At 57.6% G+C, this 24,423-nt stretch carries 25 protein-coding genes; 14 read left to right on the top strand and 11 right to left on the bottom strand.

Going from position 1 to position 24,423, the window contains the following annotated elements; genetic code table 11:
- Positions 1-5: 5 nt before the first annotated feature.
- Positions 6-596 carry a cob(I)yrinic acid a,c-diamide adenosyltransferase gene (gene cobO, locus ACOI6Z_RS23135; protein ID WP_023289331.1) on the bottom strand — a complete coding sequence of 197 codons (591 nt, stop codon included), beginning with the start codon at positions 594-596 and terminating at the stop codon, positions 6-8.
- Complete coding sequence (locus ACOI6Z_RS23130) at positions 593-1,354, bottom strand: YciK family oxidoreductase (protein WP_032452539.1); 762 nt, start codon at positions 1,352-1,354, stop codon at positions 593-595. The genes cobO and ACOI6Z_RS23130 overlap by 4 nt, the downstream gene beginning before the upstream one ends.
- Positions 1,355-1,609: 255 nt before the next feature.
- Between ACOI6Z_RS23130 and sohB the strand changes: the two genes are divergently transcribed.
- Positions 1,610-2,656, top strand: a complete 1,047-nt coding sequence (gene sohB, locus ACOI6Z_RS23125; RefSeq protein ID WP_032452540.1) for a protease SohB — start codon at positions 1,610-1,612, stop codon at positions 2,654-2,656.
- Between the two features lie 62 nt (positions 2,657-2,718).
- Here sohB and ACOI6Z_RS23120 read toward each other — a convergent pair whose 3' ends face one another.
- A complete protein-coding gene (locus ACOI6Z_RS23120; RefSeq protein WP_002901761.1) occupies positions 2,719-2,970 on the bottom strand; it encodes a YciN family protein in 252 nt (83 codons plus the stop codon).
- Between the two features lie 406 nt (positions 2,971-3,376).
- On the opposite strand from ACOI6Z_RS23120, the gene topA reads away from it, so the two are divergent.
- The 4 genes from topA to acnA all read left to right on the top strand — a co-directional run bounded on the left by topA (position 3,377) and on the right by acnA (position 10,767).
- Positions 3,377-5,974, top strand: a complete 2,598-nt coding sequence (gene topA, locus ACOI6Z_RS23115) for a type I DNA topoisomerase (protein WP_023289334.1) — start codon at positions 3,377-3,379, stop codon at positions 5,972-5,974.
- 343 nt (positions 5,975-6,317) lie between these two features.
- The gene (gene cysB / locus ACOI6Z_RS23110; protein ID WP_004203875.1) at positions 6,318-7,292 is read left to right on the top strand and encodes an HTH-type transcriptional regulator CysB; all 975 of its coding nucleotides are present in this window, start codon (positions 6,318-6,320) and stop codon (positions 7,290-7,292) included.
- A 245-nt stretch (positions 7,293-7,537) separates the two neighbouring features.
- Positions 7,538-7,705 (top strand): YmiA family putative membrane protein, encoded by a 168-nt coding sequence (locus ACOI6Z_RS23105; protein WP_002901776.1) that lies wholly within the window; start codon positions 7,538-7,540, stop codon positions 7,703-7,705.
- A gap of 389 nt (positions 7,706-8,094) precedes the next feature.
- A complete protein-coding gene (acnA, locus tag ACOI6Z_RS23100; protein ID WP_023289335.1) occupies positions 8,095-10,767 on the top strand; it encodes an aconitate hydratase AcnA in 2,673 nt (890 codons plus the stop codon).
- A gap of 47 nt (positions 10,768-10,814) precedes the next feature.
- Here the strand turns inward: acnA and ribA are convergent, their stop codons facing one another.
- The gene (gene ribA / locus ACOI6Z_RS23095; RefSeq protein ID WP_023289336.1) at positions 10,815-11,417 is read right to left on the bottom strand and encodes a GTP cyclohydrolase II; all 603 of its coding nucleotides are present in this window, start codon (positions 11,415-11,417) and stop codon (positions 10,815-10,817) included.
- 163 nt (positions 11,418-11,580) lie between these two features.
- Between ribA and pgpB the strand changes: the two genes are divergently transcribed.
- The 5 genes from pgpB to yciH all read left to right on the top strand — a co-directional run bounded on the left by pgpB (position 11,581) and on the right by yciH (position 15,223).
- Positions 11,581-12,348 carry a phosphatidylglycerophosphatase B gene (gene pgpB / locus ACOI6Z_RS23090; protein WP_060591020.1) on the top strand — a complete coding sequence of 256 codons (768 nt, stop codon included), beginning with the start codon at positions 11,581-11,583 and terminating at the stop codon, positions 12,346-12,348.
- Between the two features lie 135 nt (positions 12,349-12,483).
- On the top strand, positions 12,484-12,792 hold the full coding sequence (locus ACOI6Z_RS23085) for a LapA family protein (protein ID WP_023289338.1): 309 nt from the start codon (positions 12,484-12,486) through the stop codon (positions 12,790-12,792).
- Positions 12,793-12,798: 6 nt separating this feature from the next.
- Positions 12,799-13,968: a lipopolysaccharide assembly protein LapB gene (lapB, locus tag ACOI6Z_RS23080; RefSeq protein ID WP_004203879.1), complete on the top strand. Its 1,170-nt coding sequence runs from the start codon at positions 12,799-12,801 to the stop codon at positions 13,966-13,968.
- 191 nt (positions 13,969-14,159) lie between these two features.
- The gene (gene pyrF, locus ACOI6Z_RS23075; protein WP_023289339.1) at positions 14,160-14,897 is read left to right on the top strand and encodes an orotidine-5'-phosphate decarboxylase; all 738 of its coding nucleotides are present in this window, start codon (positions 14,160-14,162) and stop codon (positions 14,895-14,897) included.
- Entirely contained in the window at positions 14,897-15,223 is a 327-nt protein-coding gene (yciH, locus tag ACOI6Z_RS23070) for a stress response translation initiation inhibitor YciH (RefSeq protein WP_002901782.1), read from the top strand. Before pyrF ends, yciH begins: the two co-directional genes overlap by 1 nt.
- A 129-nt stretch (positions 15,224-15,352) precedes the next feature.
- On the opposite strand, the gene osmB is transcribed toward yciH, so the two are convergent.
- The 3 genes from osmB to ACOI6Z_RS23055 form a co-directional block, all read right to left on the bottom strand.
- Complete coding sequence (gene osmB, locus ACOI6Z_RS23065; protein WP_002901783.1) at positions 15,353-15,571, bottom strand: osmotically-inducible lipoprotein OsmB; 219 nt, start codon at positions 15,569-15,571, stop codon at positions 15,353-15,355.
- A gap of 271 nt (positions 15,572-15,842) precedes the next feature.
- Positions 15,843-16,592, bottom strand: a complete 750-nt coding sequence (locus ACOI6Z_RS23060; RefSeq protein WP_023289340.1) for a DNA-binding transcriptional regulator YciT — start codon at positions 16,590-16,592, stop codon at positions 15,843-15,845.
- Between the two features lie 73 nt (positions 16,593-16,665).
- Entirely contained in the window at positions 16,666-16,845 is a 180-nt protein-coding gene (locus ACOI6Z_RS23055) for a hypothetical protein (protein WP_004203883.1), read from the bottom strand.
- Positions 16,846-16,870: 25 nt separating this feature from the next.
- Here ACOI6Z_RS23055 and ACOI6Z_RS23050 point away from each other — a divergent pair, with 25 nt between their 5' ends.
- Positions 16,871-16,996: a hypothetical protein gene (locus ACOI6Z_RS23050; protein WP_254915175.1), complete on the top strand. Its 126-nt coding sequence runs from the start codon at positions 16,871-16,873 to the stop codon at positions 16,994-16,996.
- 7 nt (positions 16,997-17,003) lie between these two features.
- Here ACOI6Z_RS23050 and ACOI6Z_RS23045 read toward each other — a convergent pair whose 3' ends face one another.
- From ACOI6Z_RS23045 to ACOI6Z_RS23030, 4 genes are all read right to left on the bottom strand, one after another.
- Positions 17,004-18,938, bottom strand: a complete 1,935-nt coding sequence (locus tag ACOI6Z_RS23045) for an exoribonuclease II (protein WP_065805819.1) — start codon at positions 18,936-18,938, stop codon at positions 17,004-17,006.
- A gap of 81 nt (positions 18,939-19,019) precedes the next feature.
- Complete coding sequence (locus ACOI6Z_RS23040) at positions 19,020-20,177, bottom strand: CMD domain-containing protein (protein ID WP_072421998.1); 1,158 nt, start codon at positions 20,175-20,177, stop codon at positions 19,020-19,022.
- A gap of 188 nt (positions 20,178-20,365) precedes the next feature.
- A complete protein-coding gene (fabI, locus tag ACOI6Z_RS23035) occupies positions 20,366-21,154 on the bottom strand; it encodes an enoyl-ACP reductase FabI (RefSeq protein WP_023289343.1) in 789 nt (262 codons plus the stop codon).
- Between the two features lie 199 nt (positions 21,155-21,353).
- Positions 21,354-21,896: a HutD family protein gene (locus ACOI6Z_RS23030; RefSeq protein ID WP_065812739.1), complete on the bottom strand. Its 543-nt coding sequence runs from the start codon at positions 21,894-21,896 to the stop codon at positions 21,354-21,356.
- A 209-nt stretch (positions 21,897-22,105) separates the two neighbouring features.
- Between ACOI6Z_RS23030 and ACOI6Z_RS23025 the strand changes: the two genes are divergently transcribed.
- Genes ACOI6Z_RS23025 through ACOI6Z_RS23015 form a run of 3 tightly spaced genes read left to right on the top strand, consistent with a single transcriptional unit; the run spans position 22,106 to position 24,423 of the window.
- Positions 22,106-22,951: a transporter substrate-binding domain-containing protein gene (locus tag ACOI6Z_RS23025; protein WP_065812740.1), complete on the top strand. Its 846-nt coding sequence runs from the start codon at positions 22,106-22,108 to the stop codon at positions 22,949-22,951.
- Between the two features lie 11 nt (positions 22,952-22,962).
- The gene (locus tag ACOI6Z_RS23020) at positions 22,963-23,682 is read left to right on the top strand and encodes an ABC transporter permease (RefSeq protein ID WP_023289346.1); all 720 of its coding nucleotides are present in this window, start codon (positions 22,963-22,965) and stop codon (positions 23,680-23,682) included.
- A 9-nt stretch (positions 23,683-23,691) separates the two neighbouring features.
- On the top strand, positions 23,692-24,423 hold the full coding sequence (locus ACOI6Z_RS23015; protein WP_023289347.1) for an ABC transporter permease: 732 nt from the start codon (positions 23,692-23,694) through the stop codon (positions 24,421-24,423).

Here is a 24,423-nt window from a genome sequence, read left to right as displayed (position 1 = left end):
GGCCCTCAGTAGTCAATCCCCATCTGTGCTTTAATGCCGGCATCAAAGGCATGTTTCACCGGGCGCAGCTCGCTGACGGTATCCGCCAGTTCAATAATATCGCGATGACAGCCGCGACCGGTGATGATCACCGACTGGTGGGCAGGACGCTCACGTAGGGCGCTCAGCACCGCCTCCAGCGGCAGGTAATCGTAGGCCACCATGTAGGTCAGTTCGTCCAGCAGCACCAGATCGAGCTGGTCGTCGGCAAGCATACGGCGGGCATGCTCCCAGACCGCCAGACAGGCAGCGGTATCGCTGTCGCGGTCCTGGGTGTTCCAGGTAAAGCCTGTCGCCATTACCTGGAATTCGACGCCGTGTGGCTCCAGCAGATTACGCTCGCCGTTAGGCCAGGTCCCCTTGATAAACTGGATCACGCCGACTTTTTTGCCGTGGCCGACGGCGCGGGTCGCGGTGCCAAAGGCGGCGGTGGTTTTGCCTTTGCCGTTGCCGGTAAAGACCATCACAATGCCGCGTTCGTCCTGGGCCGCCGCCACCCGGGCGTCAACTTTATCTTTCAGCCGCTGCTGGCGTTCGCGGTAGCGTTCATCACTCATTGGGCAATTCCTGGTTTACGCCCCGGTTGGGCGTCGAAGGTCATTCCCGTCTTGCGACGACTGTCGTCGCCCATCAGCCACAGATAGACGGGCATAATGTCAGCGGGGGTTTTCAGTTTCAGCGGATCTTCCGTCGGGAATGCGCTGGCGCGCATGCCGGTGCGGGTGCCGCCAGGGTTGATGCAGTTCACGCGCAGGTGGCGGCTTTGGTACTCGTCGGCCAGCACCTGCATCATCCCTTCGGTGGCGAATTTGGAGACGGCATAGGCGCCCCAGTTGGCGCGACCCTGACGACCGACGCTGGATGAGGTAAAGACCAGCGAACCTGATTCAGAACGGAGTAATAAAGGAAGAAGCGCCTGGGTCAGCATAAAGGTGCCATTGACGTTCACCTGCATCACCTGCTGCCAGACCTCCGGTTTCTGCTCATCCATCGGGCAGATATCGCCGAGCAGGCCAGCATTGTGCAGCACGCCGTCAAGGCGGGGATAGTGCATGCTGATCTGCTGCGCCAGCTGCTGACACGCCTGCGGCGTGCAGGTTAGCAGGTCGAGAGTAAACCAGCGGGGGGAAATACCTCCCTCGCGTTCAATCTCCTGGGCGACGGCGCGCAGTTTTTCGTCGTTGCGGCCAAGCAGAATCACGCTGGCGCTGTAGCGGGCGTAGGTCAGGGCCGCTTCACGGCCAATTCCGTCGCTGGCCCCGGTGACCAGAATGATGCGATCTTTCAGCAAGTGGCGTTGCGGTTGATAATGCACGGCGACTCCTTTGGCGATCGGCTCTCGATCGCGCTTCATCTTTGGTATCTCACTTTTGCGCTGTTATGCCTGAAAGCGCCCGCCATTGCAATCGGCGAAGCGGAAAGTATTCACAAAATTAATATCTTGCAACGATTTCAGCCTCGCTGAAAAAAAACGGAATCCGCTGCGCAGACGACACAAAGCACAAAGACTTCTCGCCAGGGGCTGATGTACACTGTGCAGCAACGTCAGTGCTTTACACAAGGTGAAAACGTGGAATTACTTGCTCAATATGGCTTGTTTTTAGCCAAGATCGCGACCGTTGTCGTCGCTATCGCGGTGATTGCCGCTATTATCGTCAACCTGGCCCAGCGCAAGAAGCAGCGCGGCGAGCTGCGGGTGACGAATCTTAGCGAGCATTATAAAGAGATGAAGGAGTCGCTAGCGGTGGCCCTGCTGGATGGCCCGCAGCAGAAGCAGTGGCATAAGTCGCAGAAGAAAAAGCAAAAGCAAGAGGCGAAGGCGGCGAAAGCGCGGGCGAAGCTGGGTAACGTGGAGCCGGAAGGCAAGCCGCGCGCCTGGGTGCTGGATTTCAAAGGCAGTATGGATGCCCATGAGGTCACCAGCCTGCGCGAAGAGATCACCGCGGTGCTGGCCGCGGCGAAAGCGCGCGATCAGGTGGTGATTCGTCTGGAAAGCCCCGGCGGGGTGGTGCACGGCTACGGGCTGGCTGCCTCTCAGCTGCAGCGCTTGCGTGACAAACAGATCCCGCTGACGGTGGCGGTCGATAAAGTGGCGGCCAGCGGCGGCTATATGATGGCCTGCGTGGCGAACAAAATTGTCTCGGCGCCGTTTGCGATCCTCGGCTCTATTGGCGTGGTGGCGCAGATCCCAAACCTGCACCGTTTCCTGAAGAACAAAGATATTGATATCGAACTGCACACCGCCGGACAGTACAAACGAACGCTCACTATGCTGGGTGAAAACACTGAAGAAGGACGGCGCAAGTTCCGCGAGGATCTCAATGAGACGCACCATTTGTTCAAGGATTTCGTCCATCGGATGCGCCCGGGCCTTGATATTGAGCAGGTGGCCACTGGCGAGCACTGGTACGGGGTACAGGCGCTGGAAAAAGGGCTGGTGGATGCGGTTGAAACCAGCGATGAGCTGCTGCTGGGATTAATGGAAAGCCACGAGGTGATCGGGGTGCGTTATCAACAGCGTAAGAAAATGCTCGATCGCTTCACCAGTAGCGCGGCGGAGAGTGCCGATCGACTGCTGCTGCGCTGGTGGCAGCGCGGACAGAAGCCGCTGATGTAGATGATAAAACGCGAGGCTCTGCCTCGCGTTCTCGTTTAGAGCGGTCTTAATCTACGCCGGTCTTAATCGACAAGGTGATATTTGTCCGACAGCTCATGGGCGAGGTACTTAAACATATTAAATACCGCTGTACTCTTTGGCGTCGGCAGACCCTGCTCATCAAGATAAAACTCACCGCTAAACACCAGGACATTGTTGCGCTGAACGACGTCGGTGGCTTCGATACCGGCTAACGTATCCTCATGTTCGCGAATAAGTTTGTTGGCTTTTTCGAGCAGCGTCTGGCGATCGATTGGTTGGGTTGTACCTTGCATAACGGACTCCTCTTTTTCTCCGGGCGTAGTTTACGCCGCGCGGCGGCGCGGGGCAAATTTTCCATGGACAAAACAGGGGTAATCGTAACCAGTGGAGAAACAGCCGTTTACTGGCGTGATTCGCTTTTGCATGCTAATAAAGTTGCGTAACGAATTTTATCAGGTACAGTGTGACGCTTTCGGCGATCTGGCAACAGATTTGCTTGACATTCGGCCAAAAATTCTTCGTGCTATGTCACCTGACGAAAAAAGGTCAGTAAACTCAAGCGCCTGGTTTTACGGAGTTGAAACAGGTGTTCTGGGTTGATATTCACCGACGGTGCCGCAACATATGAGGCAGTCGCCAGTGGAGGGTGTATGAATGTGCGATGTATTCCTGGATGAATCAAATTAGGTAAAGGTGAATATGGGTAAAGCTCTCGTTATCGTTGAGTCCCCGGCAAAAGCCAAAACGATCAATAAGTATCTGGGTAATGACTACGTGGTGAAATCCAGCGTCGGTCATATCCGCGATTTGCCGACCAGTGGATCAGCTTCCAAAAAGAGCACCGACTCTACCGCCACCAAAGGGGCTAAAAAGCCTAAAAAGGACGAACGTGGTGCTCTGGTTAACCGCATGGGCGTGGACCCATGGCATGACTGGAATGCGCATTATGAAGTACTTCCGGGTAAAGAAAAGGTAGTTTCCGAACTCAAACAGTTGGCGGAAAAAGCTGACCACATCTATCTCGCAACCGACCTTGACCGCGAAGGGGAAGCCATTGCCTGGCACCTGCGGGAAGTCATCGGCGGCGATGAGCAGCGTTACAGCCGCGTGGTGTTCAATGAGATCACCAAAAACGCCATTCGTCAGGCTTTCGAAAAGCCGGGCGAGCTGAATATCGATCGGGTTAACGCCCAGCAGGCGCGTCGCTTTATGGACCGCGTGGTGGGTTATATGGTTTCGCCGCTGCTGTGGAAAAAAATCGCCCGTGGTCTTTCTGCCGGGCGCGTGCAGTCCGTCGCGGTCCGCCTGGTGGTGGAGCGTGAGCGTGAAATCAAAGCGTTCGTCCCGGAAGAGTACTGGGAAGTTGATGCCAGTACCACCACGCCGGGCGGCGACGCGCTGCCGCTGCAGGTGACCCATAAGGATGATAAGCCATTCCGTCCGGTCAGCCGTGATGAGACGATGGCGGCGGTATCGCTGCTGGAAAAAGCCAGCTACAGCGTACTGGAGCGGGAAGACAAGCCGACCAGCAGTAAGCCGGGCGCACCGTTCATCACCTCCACCCTGCAGCAGGCGGCCAGCACCCGTCTCGGCTTCGGCGTGAAAAAGACCATGATGATGGCTCAACGTCTCTATGAGGCGGGGCACATCACCTATATGCGTACCGACTCCACCAACCTGAGTCAGGACGCGCTGAACATGGTTCGCGGTTATATCAGCGATAAGTTTGGTAAAAAATATTTGCCGGAAAGCGCGAATCAGTACGCCAGCAAAGAAAATTCACAAGAAGCGCACGAAGCGATTCGTCCGTCTGATGTGAACGTGCTGGCGGAAACGCTGAAAGATATGGAAGCGGATGCGCAGAAACTGTATCAGCTGATCTGGCGCCAGTTTGTCGCCTGTCAGATGACGCCGGCGCAGTACGACTCCACGACGCTGACCGTGGCGGCGGGCGATTTCAAACTGAAAGCGCGCGGTCGTACCTTACGCTTCGACGGCTGGACCAAAGTGATGCCGGCCCTGCGCAAGGGCGATGAAGACCGGACCCTGCCGCTGGTCAAACAGGGCGACCAACTGAGCCTGGTCGAGCTGACGCCTGCGCAGCACTTTACCAAGCCGCCGGCGCGCTTCAGCGAAGCCTCGCTGGTTAAAGAGCTGGAAAAACGCGGCATCGGCCGTCCGTCGACCTATGCCTCGATTATCTCCACCATTCAGGATCGTGGTTACGTGCGAGTGGAAAACCGTCGTTTCTACGCGGAGAAAATGGGCGAGATCGTCACCGACCGACTGGAAGAGAACTTCCGCGATCTGATGAACTACGACTTCACCGCGCAGATGGAAGATCGTCTCGATCAGGTGGCTAACCACCAGGCCGAGTGGAAAGAGGTACTGAACCACTTCTTCGGCGATTTTACCACCCAGCTGGAGACGGCGGAGAAAGATCCGGAAGAGGGCGGCATGCAGCCGAACCCGATGGTGCTTACCAGCATCGACTGCCCGACCTGCGGCCGTAAAATGGGTATCCGTACCGCCAGCACTGGCGTTTTCCTCGGCTGTTCGGGCTATGCCCTGTCGCCGAAAGAGCGCTGCAAAACCACCATTAACCTGGTGCCGGAAAACGAAGTCCTCAACGTGCTGGAAGGCGATGACGCCGAAACTAACGCGCTGCGCGCCAAACGCCGCTGCCAGAAGTGCGGTACGGCGATGGACAGCTACCTTATCGATCCCAAGCGTAAACTGCACGTCTGCGGTAACAACCCGACCTGCGATGGCTATGAGATTGAAGAGGGCGAGTTCCGCATCAAGGGCTATGACGGTCCGGTAGTGGAGTGCGAGAAGTGCGGCTCCGAGATGCACCTGAAGATGGGGCGTTTTGGGAAGTACATGGCTTGTACCAACGACGAGTGTAAGAATACGCGTAAGATCCTGCGCAATGGGGAAGTGGCGCCGCCGAAGGAAGATCCGGTGCCGCTGCCGGAGCTGCCGTGCGAGAAGTCTGACGCCTATTTCGTACTGCGTGACGGGGCCGCGGGCGTCTTCCTGGCGGCCAACACCTTCCCGAAATCACGGGAAACGCGCGCGCCGCTGGTGGAAGAGCTGTACCGCTTCCGCGATCGTCTGCCGGAAAAACTGCGTTATCTCGCCGATGCGCCGCAGCAGGATCCGGAAGGCAATAAGACGCTGGTGCGCTTTAGCCGTAAAACGAAGCAACAGTACGTAGCGTCCGAAAAAGAGGGCAAAGCGACCGGCTGGTCTGCCTTCTTTATCGACGGTAAATGGACGGAAGCTAAAAAGTAACTGACCATTATCAGGCAGGAAAAGGGCGCTTTTCCTGCTCTGGCGGCCGGCAGGGGCCATGGATGCCTCTGCCGTGTCGTTTTCCTTTCTCTCCGCGCTTTTCACCCTCTTATAACCACCTATATTATTTTTCGTTACCGTCTATACAGTGTTGATATAAATGATATAGTGGTTATAGTTAATGCCTTTTTTATTATTAAAACGTCTTATACATCATCGCTTTCAGGATGCGTTGCGGCGCCACTATGGTCAACTGCCGGGAGGCCTGGCCTTCACCGGCGACAAGTTGCCTGAACGTAAAGTGTATTAAGCGGCTTCATTTTACGCGCAAACGGATATCAGCATGAAACTACAACAGCTTCGCTACATCGTTGAGGTGGTTAACCATAACCTGAATGTTTCATCCACCGCCGAAGGGCTTTATACCTCTCAGCCAGGCATCAGTAAGCAGGTGCGTATGCTGGAAGATGAGCTGGGCATCCAAATCTTTGCCCGCAGCGGCAAGCATTTGACTCAGGTGACGCCTGCCGGGCAGGAGATCATCCGTATTGCCCGCGAGGTGTTGTCGAAAGTCGATGCCATCAAATCTGTCGCCGGGGAGCATACCTGGCCGGACAAAGGGTCGCTGTACGTGGCGACCACCCATACCCAGGCGCGCTATGCGTTGCCCGGGGTGATCAAGGGCTTTATTGAACGCTATCCGCGGGTGTCGCTCCATATGCATCAGGGTTCGCCAACCCAGATCGCCGAAGCCGTGTCGAAAGGCAACGCCGACTTCGCCATTGCTACCGAAGCGCTGCATCTGTATGACGACCTGGTGATGCTGCCATGCTATCACTGGAACCGGTCGATCGTGGTGACGCCGGAGCATCCTCTGGCCTCCAGGGGCTCGGTATCAATCGAAGAGCTGGCGCAGTACCCGCTGGTGACCTATACCTTTGGCTTCACCGGCCGCTCCGAACTGGACACCGCGTTTAACCGTGCGGGCCTGACGCCGCGCATTGTCTTTACCGCTACCGATGCCGACGTCATTAAAACCTATGTTCGCCTGGGGCTGGGGGTTGGGGTGATTGCCAGCATGGCGGTAGATCCGGTCTCCGATCCGGACCTGGTGAAGCTGGATGCCAACGGTATTTTCAGCCACAGCACCACTAAAATAGGTTTCCGCCGTAGCACCTTCTTACGAAGCTACATGTATGATTTTATTCAACGTTTTGCACCCCATCTGACCCGGGATGTCGTGGATACCGCAGTGGCGCTACGGTCGAATGAAGATATTGAAGCGATGTTTAAAGATATAAAACTTCCGGAAAAATAACCCCGTTAAAATTAATGGCATTCCGTGTAAGGAGTGCCATTAACTATCATGGCCCTTATTTAACAACTTAAACCTCGAACCAATCACAAAATTAAGAATTTCTGATAACACGTTTTTCATAATGCCCGCCGCGATCAAATAACCGGTCAAATATATTCCATCAGGCCTAAATTCACTGGATTAATCGTTTATCCATAATTAAGATTTATCTGTACCTGATGATTTGAGCAATTGGTGGTGACAATATGATAAGTAATATCGATTACATGAAACTGGCGATGTCATACGAAAATGACAAAACCGAAATCGATCCCGTTCTGCGTAGTCGCGTATGGGGCGTAGTGTTGGTAGGGCTGGCGATGTTCTGGAGCATCATCGCGCTCACCATCTGCAACATCTGGATTGTCAGCTAAAGCTGTAGGTCATCGTTGTAGATACATGTCATTTTTATGACAGTGAAAGGAAACTGTAATATAAAATCAGTGACCGGCAATACAGGGAGAATATATTTTGCCGCGGGATTCATCCAACCTGAAATCAATCACAAGAGCTAATCGGCCAGCAGGTAATGATTAGCTCTTTTTTTGTCCTCGTGTACTAATACAATATCGCTTAAAAGACCTCTCTGCACTATTTTGGTGCTATTTCCTCTGCGCGTAGATAATTCCCTTTTAACCCCTCTCCGTCACATCAGATTTAGCAATTTGGGTTGTTATCAAAGTGTTATGCCCAGCATGTGTTATCTTTAATGGAGACCCTGAGGAGAATCGGGGTATGCCATCCCTGAGATAAAGGAGGAGCTATGTCGTCAACCCTACGAGAAGCCAGTAAGGATACGCTGCAGGTTAACGCGAAAACCTGGCATTACTACAGTCTGCCGCTGGCGGAGAAGCAGCTGGGCGATCTCAGTCGACTGCCCAAGTCGCTGAAGGTGCTGATGGAGAACCTGTTGCGCTGGCAGGACGGTGACTCGGTGACTGAAGAAGATATTCGCGCCCTTGCCGGTTGGCTGCAGCAGGCCCATGCCGACAGGGAGATTGCTTATCGTCCGGCCCGCGTCCTGATGCAGGACTTTACCGGCGTACCGGCGGTGGTGGATCTGGCCGCCATGCGCGAGGCGGTGAAACGCCTGGGCGGCGATACCGCGAAGGTGAACCCGCTGTCGCCGGTCGACCTGGTGATCGACCACTCGGTGACGGTCGACCGCTTCGGCGATGACGAAGCCTTTGAAGACAACGTCCGCCTGGAAATGGAACGTAACCACGAACGCTACGCTTTTCTGCGCTGGGGGCAGCAGGCCTTCAGCCGCTTCAGCGTGGTGCCGCCGGGCACCGGGATTTGCCACCAGGTCAACCTGGAATATCTCGGACGGGCGGTGTGGAGCGAAGAGGTGAACGGGAAGTGGATGGCGTGGCCGGATACCCTGGTGGGCACCGACTCCCATACCACCATGATTAACGGGCTCGGCGTGCTGGGCTGGGGCGTGGGCGGGATTGAAGCGGAAGCCGCCATGCTTGGCCAGCCGGTGTCGATGCTGATCCCCGATGTGGTAGGCTTTAAGCTCAGCGGCAAATTGCGCGAAGGCATTACCGCTACTGACCTGGTCCTGACGGTCACCCAGATGCTGCGCCAGCACGGCGTGGTCGGAAAATTTGTTGAGTTCTACGGTGACGGTCTGGATACCTTGCCCCTGGCCGACCGCGCCACCATCGCCAATATGGCGCCAGAGTATGGCGCCACCTGCGGTTTCTTCCCGATCGATGACGTGACGCTCAGCTATATGCGCCTCAGCGGACGTAGCGAAGAACAGGTGGCGCTGGTGGAAGCCTATGCCAAAGCGCAGGGCATGTGGCGCCAGCCGGGCGATGAGCCGGTCTTTACCAGTACCCTGGCGCTGGATATGGGCAGCGTTGAAGCAAGCCTCGCCGGGCCGAAGCGGCCGCAGGATCGCGTGGCGCTCGGCGATGTGCCGAAAGCCTTTGCCGCCAGCGGCGAGCTGGAGGTTAACCACCTTCAGCGTCAGCGCCAGCCGGTGGCGTATACGCTGAACGGGCATCACTATTCGCTGCCGGATGGCGCTGTGGCCATTGCGGCGATCACGTCCTGTACCAACACCTCCAACCCCAGCGTGCTGATGGCCGCCGGCCTGCTGGCGAAAAAAGCCGTCGAACGCGGACTGCAGCCGCAGCCGTGGGTGAAAGCTTCTCTGGCCCCGGGCTCGAAAGTGGTGTCGGATTATCTGGCCCATGCCGGCCTGACGCCTTACCTCGACCAGCTCGGCTTCAATCTGGTGGGGTATGGCTGTACCACCTGTATCGGTAACTCCGGCCCGCTGCCGGAACCTATTGAAGAAGCAATCAAAAAAGGCGACCTCACCGTCGGGGCGGTGCTCTCCGGTAACCGTAACTTCGAAGGGCGTATCCACCCGCTGGTGAAAACCAACTGGCTGGCCTCGCCGCCGCTGGTGGTCGCTTACGCGCTGGCCGGGAACATGAACATCGATCTTACCCGCGAGCCGCTGGGGCAGGGCAGCGACGGCGAGCCGGTCTATCTGAGAGATATCTGGCCGAGCGGGGAGGAGATTGCCCGCGCGGTGGAACAGGTCTCCACGGAGATGTTCCGCAAAGAGTACGCGGAAGTGTTTTCCGGGACAGAGGAGTGGAAGGCGATCAAGGTGGAGGCGTCAGATACCTACGACTGGCAGGAAGATTCGACCTATATTCGCCTGTCGCCGTTCTTTGACGAGATGGGCATCGAGCCGCTGCCGGTGGAGGATATTCACGGCGCGCGGATCCTCGCCATGCTGGGCGATTCAGTGACCACTGACCACATTTCGCCGGCGGGAAGCATCAAAGCCGATAGTCCGGCAGGCCGCTATCTGCAGGAGCATGGGGTTGCCCGGCGCGACTTTAACTCCTACGGCTCCCGTCGCGGTAACCATGAGGTGATGATGCGCGGCACCTTCGCCAATATCCGCATCCGCAACGAAATGGTGCCGGGGGTGGAAGGGGGCATGACCCGCCATCTGCCGGACCGCGAACCGGTGGCGATCTACGATGCAGCGATGCTATATAAAGCTGAGGGCATACCGCTGGCGGTGATTGCTGGTAAGGAGTATGGCTCAGGTTCCAGTCGCGACTGGGCGGCGAAGGGGCCGCGCCTGCTGGGGATCCGGGTGGTGATCGCTGAGTCCTTCGAACGTATCCACCGCTCCAACCTGATCGGGATGGGGATTCTGCCGCTGGAGTTCCCGCAGGGCGTCACCCGTAAAACGCTACAGTTGACCGGCGAAGAGCGGATTGATGTCAGTAACCTGCAGTCACTGCAGCCCGGCGCCACGGTGCCAGTGACCCTCACCCGCGCTGACGGTTCGCAGGAGGTGATCGCCTGCCGGTGTCGTATCGACACGGCGACCGAACTCACCTACTACCGCAACGACGGCATTTTGCACTACGTCATCCGCAATATGCTGTAAAACGAAGGGCCAGCATCGCTGGCCCTCTCTTAACGCTGCCGCCGGTATTATTCCGCCGGCTTGCTGTTCAGCAGATGGCCCATCTTGGCGGCTTTGGTGTCCAGATAGTGGGCGTTTTTCGGGTTGCGCCCGACGATCAGCGGAACGCGCTCCACAATGTTAATCCCGGCTTCGCTGAGGATTTCCACTTTTTTCGGGTTGTTGGTTAATAACCGCACTTGCTCAACGTTGAGCAGCTTGAACATATCGGCGCACAGGGTGAAGTCGCGTTCATCGGCGGCGAAGCCTAGCTGATGGTTCGCTTCGACAGTGTCATAACCCTGATCCTGCAGCGCGTAGGCGCGGATCTTATTCAATAAACCAATGTTGCGACCTTCCTGACGATGATAGAGCAGGATCCCCCGGCCTTCTTCGGCGATATGCGACAGGGCCGCCTCCAGCTGAAAGCCGCAATCACAGCGCAGGCTAAACAGGGCATCGCCCGTCAGACATTCTGAATGGACGCGGGCGAGCACCGGCGACTGCCCTGAAATATCGCCGTATACCAGCGCGACATGATCCTGTCCGGTTGCCAGTTCTTCAAAACCCACCATCAGGAAATCGCCCCAGGGGGTTGGCAGTTTGGCTTCTGCCACACGTTTAAGCTGCATGTGATTCTCCAGATTCTGTCAGCACCTGAATGTGCTTTCTGTTTACCGCTATTTTGCCACAACGCCGGGACGTTCTCCTAATCACGAACGGTTAGCCGCGCGGAAAGCGCACAAACGATCTACTTTCCGCTATGATGTTCATCTACAAGGAGAAGGAGAGAAAATGCTGTTGATTGCCCGACGAACCGCTCTCGCGGCGGCGCTGCTGCTGGTCATGCCCCTCACGGTCTGGCTGTCTGGTTGGCTGTGGCAGCCAGGACTGCCGGTGGTATGGCTGAAAAGCCTCTGGTGGGTGACGGAAACGGTGACCCAGCCGTGGGGAATTATCACCCATGTTGTGCTGTGCGCCTGGTTTCTCTGGTGCCTGCGCTTTCGCCTGCGCGCGGCGCTGATCCTGTTCCTCATTCTTGCCGCCGCCATCCTGGTGGGACAGGGGACCAAATCCTGGGTCAAGGCGCGGGTTCAGGAGCCGAGACCGTTTGTCATCTGGCTGGAAAACACCAGGCAGGTGCCGGTGACGCAATTCTACGCGTTAAAGCGCAAAGAACGCGCTAAACTGGTGCATGAGCAGCTGGCGCAGGCGCAGGACATCCCGCCGTTTTTACGCAAACACTGGCAGAAAGAGACCGGGTTTGCATTCCCGTCAGGCCATACGATGTTCGCCGCCAGCTGGGCGCTGCTCGCTGCCGGGCTGCTGTGGCCGCGTCGGCGCTGGGGCACGATCGCGGTGCTGCTGGCGTGGGCGACGGCGGTGATGGGGAGTCGCCTGGCGCTCGGTATGCACTGGCCGCTGGATCTCATCGTCGCTACGCTGATCTCCTGGCTGCTGGTCACGGTGGCCTGCTGGCTGACGCAGCGTCTTTGCGGGCCGCTTTCGCCGCCGGGGGAAGAGGCGCAGGATATTAAAAAACGGATGCCTGAAGCGGAATAATGTTGATTTTAGCGGCATCCGACCGCATATCCTGTCGAGTTGCCGTGCTTTTTCGTTCCACCGCTGCGGCGAAAATGATACTTTATAGGGCTGAAAGCGGGCTTTTTACGCGCAACCCACAGAACGGGAAGTCATGTGAAATATTTACTCATTTTCTTACTGGTGTTAGCAATCTTCGTCATTTCAGTGACGCTGGGGGCGCAGAATGACCAACAGGTCACTTTCAACTATTTGCTCGCTCAGGGTGAATTCCGCATTTCGACGCTGCTGGCGGTGCTGTTCGCTGCGGGCTTTGCCATCGGCTGGCTGATCTGCGGCCTGTTCTGGCTGCGGGTGCGCGTCTCGCTGGCGCGCGCGGAGCGGAAAATTAAGCGCCTTGAGCACCAGATTGCTCCTGTCAGCCCGGCGGCTGTCGAGGCAGGCGTGCCTGCGGTGAAGGAATAACCTCTTATGCTGGAGTTGTTGTTTCTGCTTTTACCCGTTGCCGCCGCCTACGGCTGGTACATGGGGCGCAGAAGTGCACAACAGTCCAAACAGGACGACGCGAGCCGCCTGTCACGGGATTACGTGGCGGGGGTAAACTTTCTGCTTAGCAACCAGCAGGATAAAGCCGTCGATCTGTTCCTTGATATGCTGAAAGAGGATACCGGCACCGTTGAGGCCCACCTGACCCTCGGCAACCTGTTCCGCTCGCGCGGCGAGGTCGACCGCGCGATCCGTATTCACCAGAGTCTGATGGAAAGCGCGTCGCTCACCTACGACCAGCGCCTGCTGGCGGTGCAACAGCTGGGGCGCGACTATATGGCCGCCGGGCTGTATGACCGCGCGGAAGATATGTTCAAACAGCTGGTGGATGAGACCGATTTTCGCCTCGGCGCGCTGCAGCAGCTGCTGCAGATCTACCAGGCGACCAGCGACTGGCAGTCGGCTATCGAGGTGGCTGAAAGGCTGGTGAAGCTGGGGAAAGAGAAGCATCGTGGCGAAATCGCCAACTTTTGGTGCGAACTGGCCCTGCAGCAGATGGCGGCCAACGATCTGGATAAGGCGATGGCGCTGTTGAAGAAAGGCGCTGCCGCGGACCGCAACAGCGCCCGGGTTTCGATCATGATGGGCCGGGTGTGGATGGAGAAGGGCGACTACGCCAAAGCGGTGGAGAGCCTCGAGCGGGTTATCGATCAGGATAAAGAGCTGGTGGGTGAGACGCTGGAGATGCTGCAGACCTGCTACCAGCAGCTCGGCAAAGCCGATGAATGGGAAGTTTTCCTGCGCCGCTGTGTGGAGGAGAACGCCGGGGCGACCGCCGAACTGATGCTGGCGCAGATCCTTGAGCAGCGGGAAGGGGTCGAAGCGGCGCAAAACTACGTGACCCGGCAGCTTGAGCGCCACCCGACCATGCGCGTTTTCCATAAGCTGATGGACTACCATCTCAACGAAGCGGAAGAAGGGCGGGCGAAAGAAAGCCTTGGGGTGCTGCGAAACATGGTCGGCGAACAGGTGCGCAGCAAACCGCGCTACCGTTGTCAGAAATGCGGCTTTACCGCTCATACTCTCTACTGGCATTGTCCGTCCTGCCGCTCATGGGCGACCATCAAACCTATTCGCGGCCTCGACGGCCAGTAAGGTCAAAAAAAACAGGCGCTTTAGTTACAACATACTTATCATTTCTTCCCCGTCACCGCCTGCAGCCCCGGCAACGCCATCGGCCGCGCAGGGCAAAACAGCAGCCTGTTATTTTGTTAGCTTCACAGGTAGAATGCTGCCCGTTTACCTTTTTTGCGCCCTCTGGCGCCCATCAACACTAAGGTCTGGTCATGACGTCAACAGCTATCCCATCTTCCCGCGCTGTCACTTCCTCTCCCGTTGTGGTTGCGCTCGACTATGATAATCGCGATAAAGCGCTGGCATTTGTCGACCGCATCGACCCGCGAGACTGCCGCCTGAAGGTGGGCAAAGAGATGTTCACCCTGCTGGGACCGCAGTTTGTCCGCGATCTGCATCAGCGTGGGTTTGAGGTGTTCCTGGACCTTAAGTTTCACGATATTCCCAACACTACCGCCCGCGCGGTGGCGGCCGCTGCCGAGCTTGGCGTATGGATGGTGAATGTCCATGCCTCCGGCGGCGCGCGGATGATGACCGCGGCACGCGAAGCGCTGCTGCCCTTTGGTCAAGACGCGCCGCTGCTCATCGCCGTTACCGTCCTCACCAGCATGGAGTCCAGCGACCTGCAGGATCTGGGCATTACCTTATCCCCGGCTGACTACGCGGCGAAGCTGGCGGCGCTGACCCAACGCTGCGGCCTCGACGGGGTGGTGTGTTCAGCTCAGGAGGCGGTACGCTTTAAGCAAGAGCTGGGGCAGGCGTTCAAGCTGGTCACCCCGGGTATCCGTCCGCAGGGCAGCGACGCTGGCGATCAGCGGCGGATCATGACTCCCGAGCAGGCTCAGGCGGCAGGGGTGGACTATATGGTTATTGGCCGCCCGGTTACCCAGTCGACCGATCCAGCCGCGACGCTGCGGGCGATCAACGATTCTCTGCGCAAGGGGGCATAATGAGCGATTCCAACAGCCGTCTGGTCTACTCCACCGAAACCGGGCGTATCGACGAGGCGAAACCGGCGCCGGTGCGCCCGAAAGGCGACGGTATTGTGCGGATCCAGCGCCAGACCAGCGGCCGCAAGGGCAAAGGCGTCTGTCTGATTAGCGGAATTGATGCCGACGATGCGGCGCTCACTGCGCTGGCGGCAGAGCTGAAGAAGAAATGCGGCTGCGGCGGTGCGGTGAAAGATGGCGTGATCGAGATCCAGGGCGACAAACGGGATTTACTGAAGTCGCTGCTCGAGGCGAAAGGGATGAAGGTGAAGTTAGCCGGCGGCTAATTGTTATTTCAACCCTAATTAATGGCCTGGTGAAATAACAAGGCCGCGGTGAATGCCGCGGCCTTGAATGTTTTAACGTGCGTAAGTCAATTCGTGTGAATTATTCTTTTATTTCGTCAGATAAATATATTATTTGCCGACCTGGTGACCAATAATACCACCGACTGCTGCGCCACCCAGGGTACCGAGTGCGCTACCGTCAGTTAACACCGCACCGCCGATGGCGCCGGCACCTGCGCCGATAGCAGTGTTACGATCGCGTTTAGACATGTTAGAGCAAGCGCTCAGAGACATTGCTACAGTGACAGCCAGAACAACAGCAGCCATTTTTTTGCTCGTTGAAGTCATCATTTTTTTCTCCTGAATAATCTATTCATGGATTACAGCGCTCCTGTAAGCATAGCCTGATAAAGCAGCTTTAGGGCAATTCCATGAAGTTAGGGTGCGCAGGTATCACGAAAATCACGCAGGTGATAGTCACTTCCTGTTATATCGCTAATAATAATTTTACTTTTTTTAAAATTTAGCGTCAGGTAAAAAGTCTTAATTACCGGCTCGGAATACTCTCAGAGCGTTAACGCGCCCGTCCGACGCTTGGCTGGGACGGGGCGGAGACACATCAGACGTAGGGTACAATATCCACAGTCAGGCCGCTGCGCAGCAACTGCTCACGGCAGTCGTTCGGCAGACGATCGTCGGTGATAACACGATTGAAGCGGCCGGCTGGCCCAAGCGGATAGGGATGCACCGCGCTGAATTTTGAGCTATCGCTGAGGATAATCGCTTCGCAGTGCTTCTCCAGAACGGCGTTAACCACGTCCGCACGCATCATATCGCGACCGGTAAAGCCGGTTTCCGCCTGCCAGCCATCGATCCCGATAAAGGCTTTACTGAAATGCACCTGCTGGATGAACTGGCGGGTCAGTGGGCCAACCATACTTTCACTGCGTTTCTGGTAAATCCCGCCCAGCAGGATCACCTCTCCCGGCGTCTCTTTCAGCAGATGGGCGATATAGCTGCTGACGGTGATGATGGTGATATCGCCGCGTTCGGCCAGGGTGCGCGCCAGCAGGGCGTTGCTGCTGCCGTTTTCGATAAATACCGTTTCGCCGGCATTCACCAGCGCCGCGGCGCGGCTGGCCAGTTCACGCTTAATGGCGAAATGGGTCATCATGCGGGTTTCGACATCTTCACTGTCCAGTGGGACGGCGTAGCCATGGGTACGGCGCAGATAGCTCTGCTTCTCCAGCAGGTTCAGATCCTGACGGATGGTGACCTCTGAAACTCCGGTCATCTTCGCCAGATCGGCGACGCTCATGCGGCCTTTATCGATGACCACTTGCAAAATACTTTGTTGTCGGGCGTTCATAGCAACATCACTGTTAGGGGGCTATACGGCGAGCAACCGGTCAGCATCGCCGGTTGCGGCATGTGGGCGATAATCAGATTTCCCAGGGCGCTTTGGGTGGTTTGTTTTGCTCGGCGTCGTCTGCCGCCAGCGCCAGCAGCTCCGCTTTGAGGATCTCCAGATTATGGATCGCAGAGTGGTAATCACCGGCAACCAGAATATCCAGCACGGTATCGATACGTTGGGCGAGCAGGTGGGCATTCACATCTGACATGGCATTATCCTGGTAACAAAAACGAATGAAATCAATGATGCTAAAAATGGGTGAAAAAGAGAAGCGAAAAAAACGCACAACCTTAATCGGCGCGACGGAAATGGCGGGACAGGGAGGAAAGAAGGAGCGGTTCCCGGAGGAACCGCTGTGATGAGACGTCAGGCAGCCGGACGAGCAATGATGCTACGAGTTTCCATGCGGACTTCAGCGATAGTGACATCGATAACATCGGTCACTTTGTAGACCACTTCTCCCTTGATCTGCACGGTGCCGTTTTCCTGGCTGCAGACCAGTTCGTCGCGCACGGCGTGAAGGAACGGGGCCGGAATAAAGGCGACCGCGCCATTGTCCACCAGACGCACGCGCATCCCGCCGCGGCTGATGTCGATGATCTCCGCCGCAAAGCGGGTATCGGTGCCGGCTTTATCGTTGAGGAAACGGGCATACAGCCAGTCGGCGACATCGCGTTCGGCCATGCGGTTGAGACGACGGCGCTCCGCCATCTGCACGGTGGCTTCATCCTGCGGGCGCGCAATGGTTTCGCCTTTGATGATGGCCTTAAGCAGACGGTGGTTGATCATGTCGCCATACTTACGGATCGGCGAGGTCCAGGTGGCGTAGGCCTCAAGACCGAGACCAAAGTGCGGGCCCGGCTCGGTGCTGATTTCAGCAAACGACTGGAAACGACGTATGCGGCTGTCGAGGAAACCGGTCGGCTGGGCGTCCAGTTCGCGGCGCAGCTTGCAGAAACCTTCCAGGGTGAGCACTTCCGTCGGATCAACGTGTACGTCGTGGGTCTTCAGCAGGGCAGCCAGCTGTTCGGTATTCGCCGGGTCGAAGCCGGTGTGGACGTTATAAACGCCGAAGCCGAGCTTGTCGCGCAGAACGCGGGCGGCACAGATGTTGGCGGCGATCATCGACTCTTCGACAATACGGTTGGCAATACGACGCGGTTCCGCGACGATGTCCAGCACTTCGCCTTTTTCGCCGAGGACGAAACGGTAATCCGGGCGGTCTTTAAACACCAGCGCGTGGGTCTGACGCCATTCGCTGCGACGCTGACACACGTCCTTCAGCAGCGTAATTTGCTGCGCGATCGCCTCGCTGCCCGGCTGCCAGCTGCCGCGGCCTTCCAGCCAGTCAGAGACGTCGTCATAGGCCAGCTTGGCTTTCGATTCGATGGTGGCGGCAAAGAACTCGATGTTGTCTTCAATGGTGCCATCGGCCGCCAGGGTCATCCGGCAGGCCAGCACCGGGCGCACTTCATCGGCACGCAGGGAACACAGGTCGTCTGACAGTTCGCGCGGCAGCATCGGGATGTTGAAGCCCGGCAGATAGTTGGTAAAGGCGCGTACTTTTGCGGCGTTGTCCAGCTTGCTGCCTTCGGCAATCCATGCGGTCGGGTCAGCGATCGCCACCGTCAGCAACAGTTTGCCGTCGGCGCCAGATTCGACATACAGCGCATCGTCCATATCTTCGGTGCTGGCGCTGTCAATGGTGACGAAGTCGAGGGCGGTCAAATCGCGGCGTGTCAGCCCTTCGTCAAGCATCTCGGTGGCGACGCCGTCCGGTGCCTCTTTTTCCAGATTATGGCGCGCCAGTGTCACCCACCACGGGACGAAGTGGTCGTCGCTGAAGGTGATGAACTGGGTCAGCTCCGCGTAAAATCCGCGGTCGCCTTTTAACGGATGACGGCGCATTTCAGCGACGGCCCAGTCACCCTGTTTGAAATCATGCTCAACGCCACGGGCGGCGCGGCAGGGAATGGCGTCTTTCAGCAGCGGATGGTCAGGAACGATAGCGAGGCGATCGTCTTTTTTCTGGATTTTACCGACGAAACGGGTCAGGAAAGGCTCAACCAGCGATTCCGGCTCGGCGCTTTCGCGTTCTTTTTCAGAATGGATCACCGCAACGATACGGTCGCCATGCATCACTTTTTTCATCTGCGGCGGCGGAATGAAGTAGCTCTTCTGAGCGTCCACTTCGAGGAAGCCAAAGCCCTTTTCCGTGCCCTTAACGACCCCTTCCGCGCGCGGCGTCTGGGAATGCAGTTGCTGTTTAAGCTGCGCTAGCAGCGGGTTATCCTGAAACATAATTAGGTATTTTCGTGGCTAAAAGAGCGGCTGACATTTTTACGCGATTATGCCTGTCGCAGCAAGCGCTGTTTCAGCAATTTACGTCTGCTGACGCACATTGCCGAGGGCGATTTTCAGACGATTCATCCAGCCGCATAGTCCGCTCCAGGTTAACAGATCGATCGCTTGTTCCGCTGAGAGTCCATATTCGCCGAGGGGTGTTAACTGGGCGGCGCTAAACCGATCCGGGGAGCGGGTTAACAACTGTACCGCGGTAACGAGCGCGCGCGACTGAGGATGCTGCCCAAGCCAGCGATGGAGAGCCTGATCGCCCTCCCGTAAATGGCTGACGAACGCTTCTTCACCGTGCCAGTGGGGGAGCCAGGCGTCAAAACAGGTGGCGCTGCCATTGGTGCGCGCGGTGAGTAAGGCGACCTGCGGGCCAAAGGTATCGTTGCCGCTGAGCTGGCGTAACAGCGTCTCCAGCGGCGCCATCAACTGCGGGTCGCAGGCCAGCAGCGGAGCCAGCGGGCCCAGGCCGGGCAGCGACTGCCAGCTGGCGATGCGCCGCTGGCGCTCGTCATCGGCATACTGCAGATCGGGATCTTCAATGTCGGTTTGCCACTCTCCCGGCGGGATGGCGAACAGGCCGGCGGGCGCCTCCTCTTGCTGCGGCATGCCGGGGATCCAGCGCACCGGGAAGCCCTGCGCCGCCTGCAGCACGGCAATCGCCCGCGCCTGGAAGCCGACGAAACCGATAATCTGGTTGATCAGGATAATATCCCGGCTGGTCAGGCCCACTTCGTCCAGCTGGCTGCGGGAAAGGGCGTTAATGACGGAGGGTGAACCGGCGAGCTGACGAGCGTATTGGGTGATCTGCGCCAGACGACGGTTGCTCTCGCGTGAAGAGTCGGGCCCCGGCAGGGGCGCCAGGCGGGCGGCATAGTGGTTACACAGCCGCTGGACGCCGTAGACCTGGGCGACGGTCAGCGCAGTGCTCAGGCGATCGTAGGCGGTAAAGGTTTGCAGGCGGCTTACCGGCACCTGGTCGGGAAACAGCCGCTCGGCGAGCTGGCGCGCGGGGCGTAGCCAGCCTGTGTGGGCGTGTAGCCAGGCGTCCGGCAGCGTCAGGTCCAGCAAAAAGCGGTCTTCAACATGGGCGGCTTCAGGGACGAGCGGCAGGACATCCACCGGGCAGATTGTTGACTGGGTTTCGTGATACCAGTGGTTTTTGCCATTCACGCGGCGTGGCTCCATGGGCTTTCCTTGTTCGGTATGTGGCGAACCGCCGTTCCGCGGATCGTTTATGCAGAACTATCCTGGCGTAACCCGGAAGCAGGAGAAAATATTGATACGTGCTAACAAATAGCCGATTGGAATAACAGGGGGAGCGCAAGGCCTGGGAAGGGAAAACCCTCCTCACCGGGGCGAGGAGGGGAAGGAACTTATTTCAGTTCCAGCTCGTTCATAGCGGCGATGCTGAACCCGCCATCAACGTGAACGACTTCACCGGAGATACCCGCAGACAGGTTGGAGCACAGGAAGGCTGCGCTGTTACCCACGTCTTCAATGGTGACGGTGCGACGGATCGGGGTGACCGCTTCGCAGTGCGCCAGCATTTTACGGAAATCTTTGATACCGGACGCGGCCAGGGTACGGATCGGACCGGCGGAGATAGCGTTGACGCGAACGCCTTCCGGACCCATCGCGTTCGCCATATAGCGCACGTTCGCTTCCAGAGAGGCTTTCGCCAGACCCATCACGTTGTAGTTCGGGATCGCGCGCTCGGCGCCCAGGTAGGAGAGCGTCAGCAGAGCAGAATCCGGGTTCAGCATCGTGCGGCAGGCTTTAGCCATCGCCACGAAGCTGTAGGCACTGATGTCGTGCGCGATTTTGAAACCTTCGCGGGTGACCGCGTTGACGTAGTCGCCGTCTAACTGGTCAGCCGGGGCATAACCGATAGAGTGGACGAAACCATCGAATTTTGGCCAGACTTTTTCCAGCTCGGTGAACAGCGCGGTGATGCTCTCATCTTCAGCAACGTCGCACGGCAGCACAATGTCAGAACCCAGCGCGGCAGCAAACTCTTCAACGCGACCTTTCAGTTTTTCATTCTGATAGGTGAATGCCAGTTCCGCGCCTTCGCGGTGCATTGCCTGCGCAATACCGTAGGCGATGGACAGTTTGCTGGCGACGCCAGTGATCAAAATGCGCTTACCGGAAAGAAAACCCATAGCTTTAATCCTTATCGTTATTGCTTATTTTTACTTTAACAATCATAACGTTAACATTGTTATTTCAAAATAACTCAAATTTAGCCGGGAATTATATCCCACTGACGACCCCTTGTGTCACGATATTTTTCAGCCGGCCCGCGCCGCGCGGGGTAAAAGCCGATCGCGATGGCTCAAGTATACCATTTTTCTCTGCTGACTATTTGAGCGCAATGGCCGCCAGCAGCAGACGCCCATCGGCGCTGAGAGGCCGCAACTCCCCCGGAGCGTCGCCGTGCCAGCAGAGCCCGCTGCCGACGGCGCAGCGCCGTCCGGCCAGATCCCATTCACCCTGCAGCACATAAGCAACCCCGTCAGTGGCCGGTCGCTGCCTGTCGCTCACCACTTCAACCTGCGCGAGGGCTCGCCCGCGCTGGGTCATGACATTGAAGTCCAGTCCAGGCTCAACGATCCCGACGCTGGACAGCGCCCATTCGCCGGGAAACGCCCACGGCTGCCAGCGCGCCAGCGGATGGTCGATCTCCTCCCCGCGCAGCCGTAGCGGTTGCCCCACCAGCAGGACGATCGTCCGATCGACGCCGGGAAAAGGGGAGAATGGGCCATCGGCCTGCAGGGTGGCAATGCTCGCGCGCCAGAGAAAAGGCGCATCTACGGAAGGAACGGCGATAATTTCCCGGGTGGCGCCAGCGCCGTTCTTCCATGGCGTGACGGGCAAGGTAGCGTAATCAAAATAGGTGATCATAGTTTGCTCGGCGGAAGTCGGAAGTGGATAGTATTTGTTACACACTTGTCTCAATGTTATTACAAATTATTTACAACAGGGCTCACAAATCCATCATTGAGCGCGTGTGCGGGTTTGTCAAGGCTTGTATATACATGAGCAGTCATCTGCGAATTATCTTATCGCCTTGACCAGAGCCATCATGACAAAACGCGATCGGGAGAATGAAAATGCAACAGCGTATTACTTTCCGCCAGGCCTGCCTGGTCACCCTGTTTTCGGGGCTACTGCTGTCTGGTGGCTCAACATACGCTAAAGAGTGGAAATCGATCACCATCGCTACGGAAGGCGGCTATGAACCCTGGAATCTGACGCTTCCCGGCGGGAAACTCAGCGGTTTCGAGCCCGAGCTTATGGCGAATTTATGCCAGCGGATGCAGATCGAATGCAAACTGGTGGTGCAGAACTGGGATGGCATGATTGCCGGACTTAACGCCGGAAAATATGACGTGATCATGGATGCTATCGTCGTCACCCCAGAGCGCTCGAAGGTCGTGGCGTTTACCCAGGCATACGCAGCCACGCCGGCCTCTTTCATTGCGGTAAAAGGGTCGCTGCTACCGCCTTCGCCGGCGGTCAAGCTTCATGATAATGAGAAAGAGATTCAGGCGGCGATTGCGCCGCTGCGCGCGGCGTTGAAAGGGAAAACCATCGGCATCGCGTCCGGCACCGTGTACACCCCATTTATTGATAAGTATTTCAAGGATATCGCTGATGTCCGGGAATATAACAACTCAGCGGATGCGATCCTCGACCTGCAGGCTGAGCGCATCGACGCGGTGTTTGATGATATTACCTTTGGCAACACCACCCTGTCTCGCCCGGAGAATAGCAATCTGGCATTGAGCGGTCCGCTGATGAGCGGCCCAATCTGGGGAGGCGGTGAGGCGATGGGCGTGCGCCTCGCCGATACCGAACTCAAAGCGAAACTGGATAGCGCCATTCAGGCGGCGCTGGCCGATGGGACGGTAAAAAAACTGAGTGAGAAATGGTTTAAAAGCGACGTGACTCCCTGAGCGAGGCAACCATGTTAAATCTTCTGAGTTTGGGTGAAAACGGGTGGGGGACGCTGATCCTCAGCGCAACGCTGACTACGTTGCTGCTGTCGCTCGCGGCGCTGGCCGTCGGTGCGGGGGTGGGCGGCGTTATCGCCGCCGCGAAGCTGTCCCGCCACGCGCCAGCGCGCTGGTTCGGCGCCGCCTGGTCGGTGGTATTCCGCGGTATCCCTGAATTACTGGTGATCTATCTGTTTTATTTTGGCGGCTCAGGGATGATTTCATGGCTGGGGCGCCTGTTTGGCGCAGACGGCTTTATTGAGGTTCCGCCATTTCTGATTGGCGCCCTGGCGATTGGCTTGATCTCCTCCTCGTATCAGGCGGAAGTCTACCGTGCTGCTCGTCTGGCGCTGATGCCCGGTGAAGTGGAGGCGGCTTCCGCCATTGGCATGCCGCGCTGGCGGATCCTGCAGCGCATCCTGTTGCCGCAGATTGTCCGTTATTCGCTGCCGGGTTTGTCCAACGTCTGGCAAATGAGCCTCAAAGACTCGGCGCTGGTATCGGTGACCGGGATGGTTGAACTGATGCGCGCCAGCCAGATTGCCGCTGGCTCTACCCGCGATTATTTCCTGTTCTATCTCATCGGCGGCGGCTGCTATTTGATCCTGACGCTGCTCTCTAACCGCGCGTTTACCCGGGCGGAGAGCCGTCTGAACCGCGCCTGGCTGCGTCGCAGCGCCGCGCAGGCGTAAGGAGCCCATATGATTATCGATTTTGCCTTTCTCGGTGAGACGTTGTTGAAACTCGGCGCGGCGCTGCCGGTGACGCTGGGACTCTTTATCTGCTCTTTTTTGCTCGGCGGCGTGTTGGCTCTTGGCGTTCTGGCGTTGCGAATGAGCCGCTGGCCGCTGGCAAGCGGTTTCGCCAAAGGCTATATCCTGATCTTTCGCGGTTCGCCATTGCTGATCCAGTTGTTTCTCATTTATTACGGGCTGGGTCAGTTTGGGGTGATCCGCCACAGTTTCCTGTGGCCGCTGCTGCGCGAACCCTTTATCTGCGCCGTTCTGGCGCTGGCGCTCTGTACGGCGGCCTATACCGCGGAAATTCTGCGCGGCGGGTTGCTGGCGATACCGCCGGGCCAGATTGAAGCCGGCCAGGCTTGCGGTATGTCGCGCTGGCTGCTGCTGCGGCGGATCATTGCCCCGGTGATGCTGCGCTATGCGCTGCCAGCCTACTCCACGGAGGCCATTTTATTGGTCAAGTCGACGGCGCTGGCAAGCCTGGTGACCGTCTGGGACGTCACGGGGGTGGCCCAACAGATTATTCAGCGTACCTACCGGACGATGGAGGTATTCCTCTGCGCGGCGGCCATCTACCTGCTGCTCAATTTCATCATTGTGCAGCTGTACGCCCTGCTTGAACGGCGTTTAACCCCGCATACCCGGCAAAATCCGGCGACCGTGTCGCTCAAGCCGATAACCAAAGGAGAGTAA

The organism is Klebsiella sp. C239 (assembly GCF_048822715.1).
GTDB lineage: Bacteria > Pseudomonadota > Gammaproteobacteria > Enterobacterales > Enterobacteriaceae > Klebsiella > Klebsiella quasipneumoniae.
This window is presented reverse-complemented; position numbering and strand designations above follow the sequence as displayed.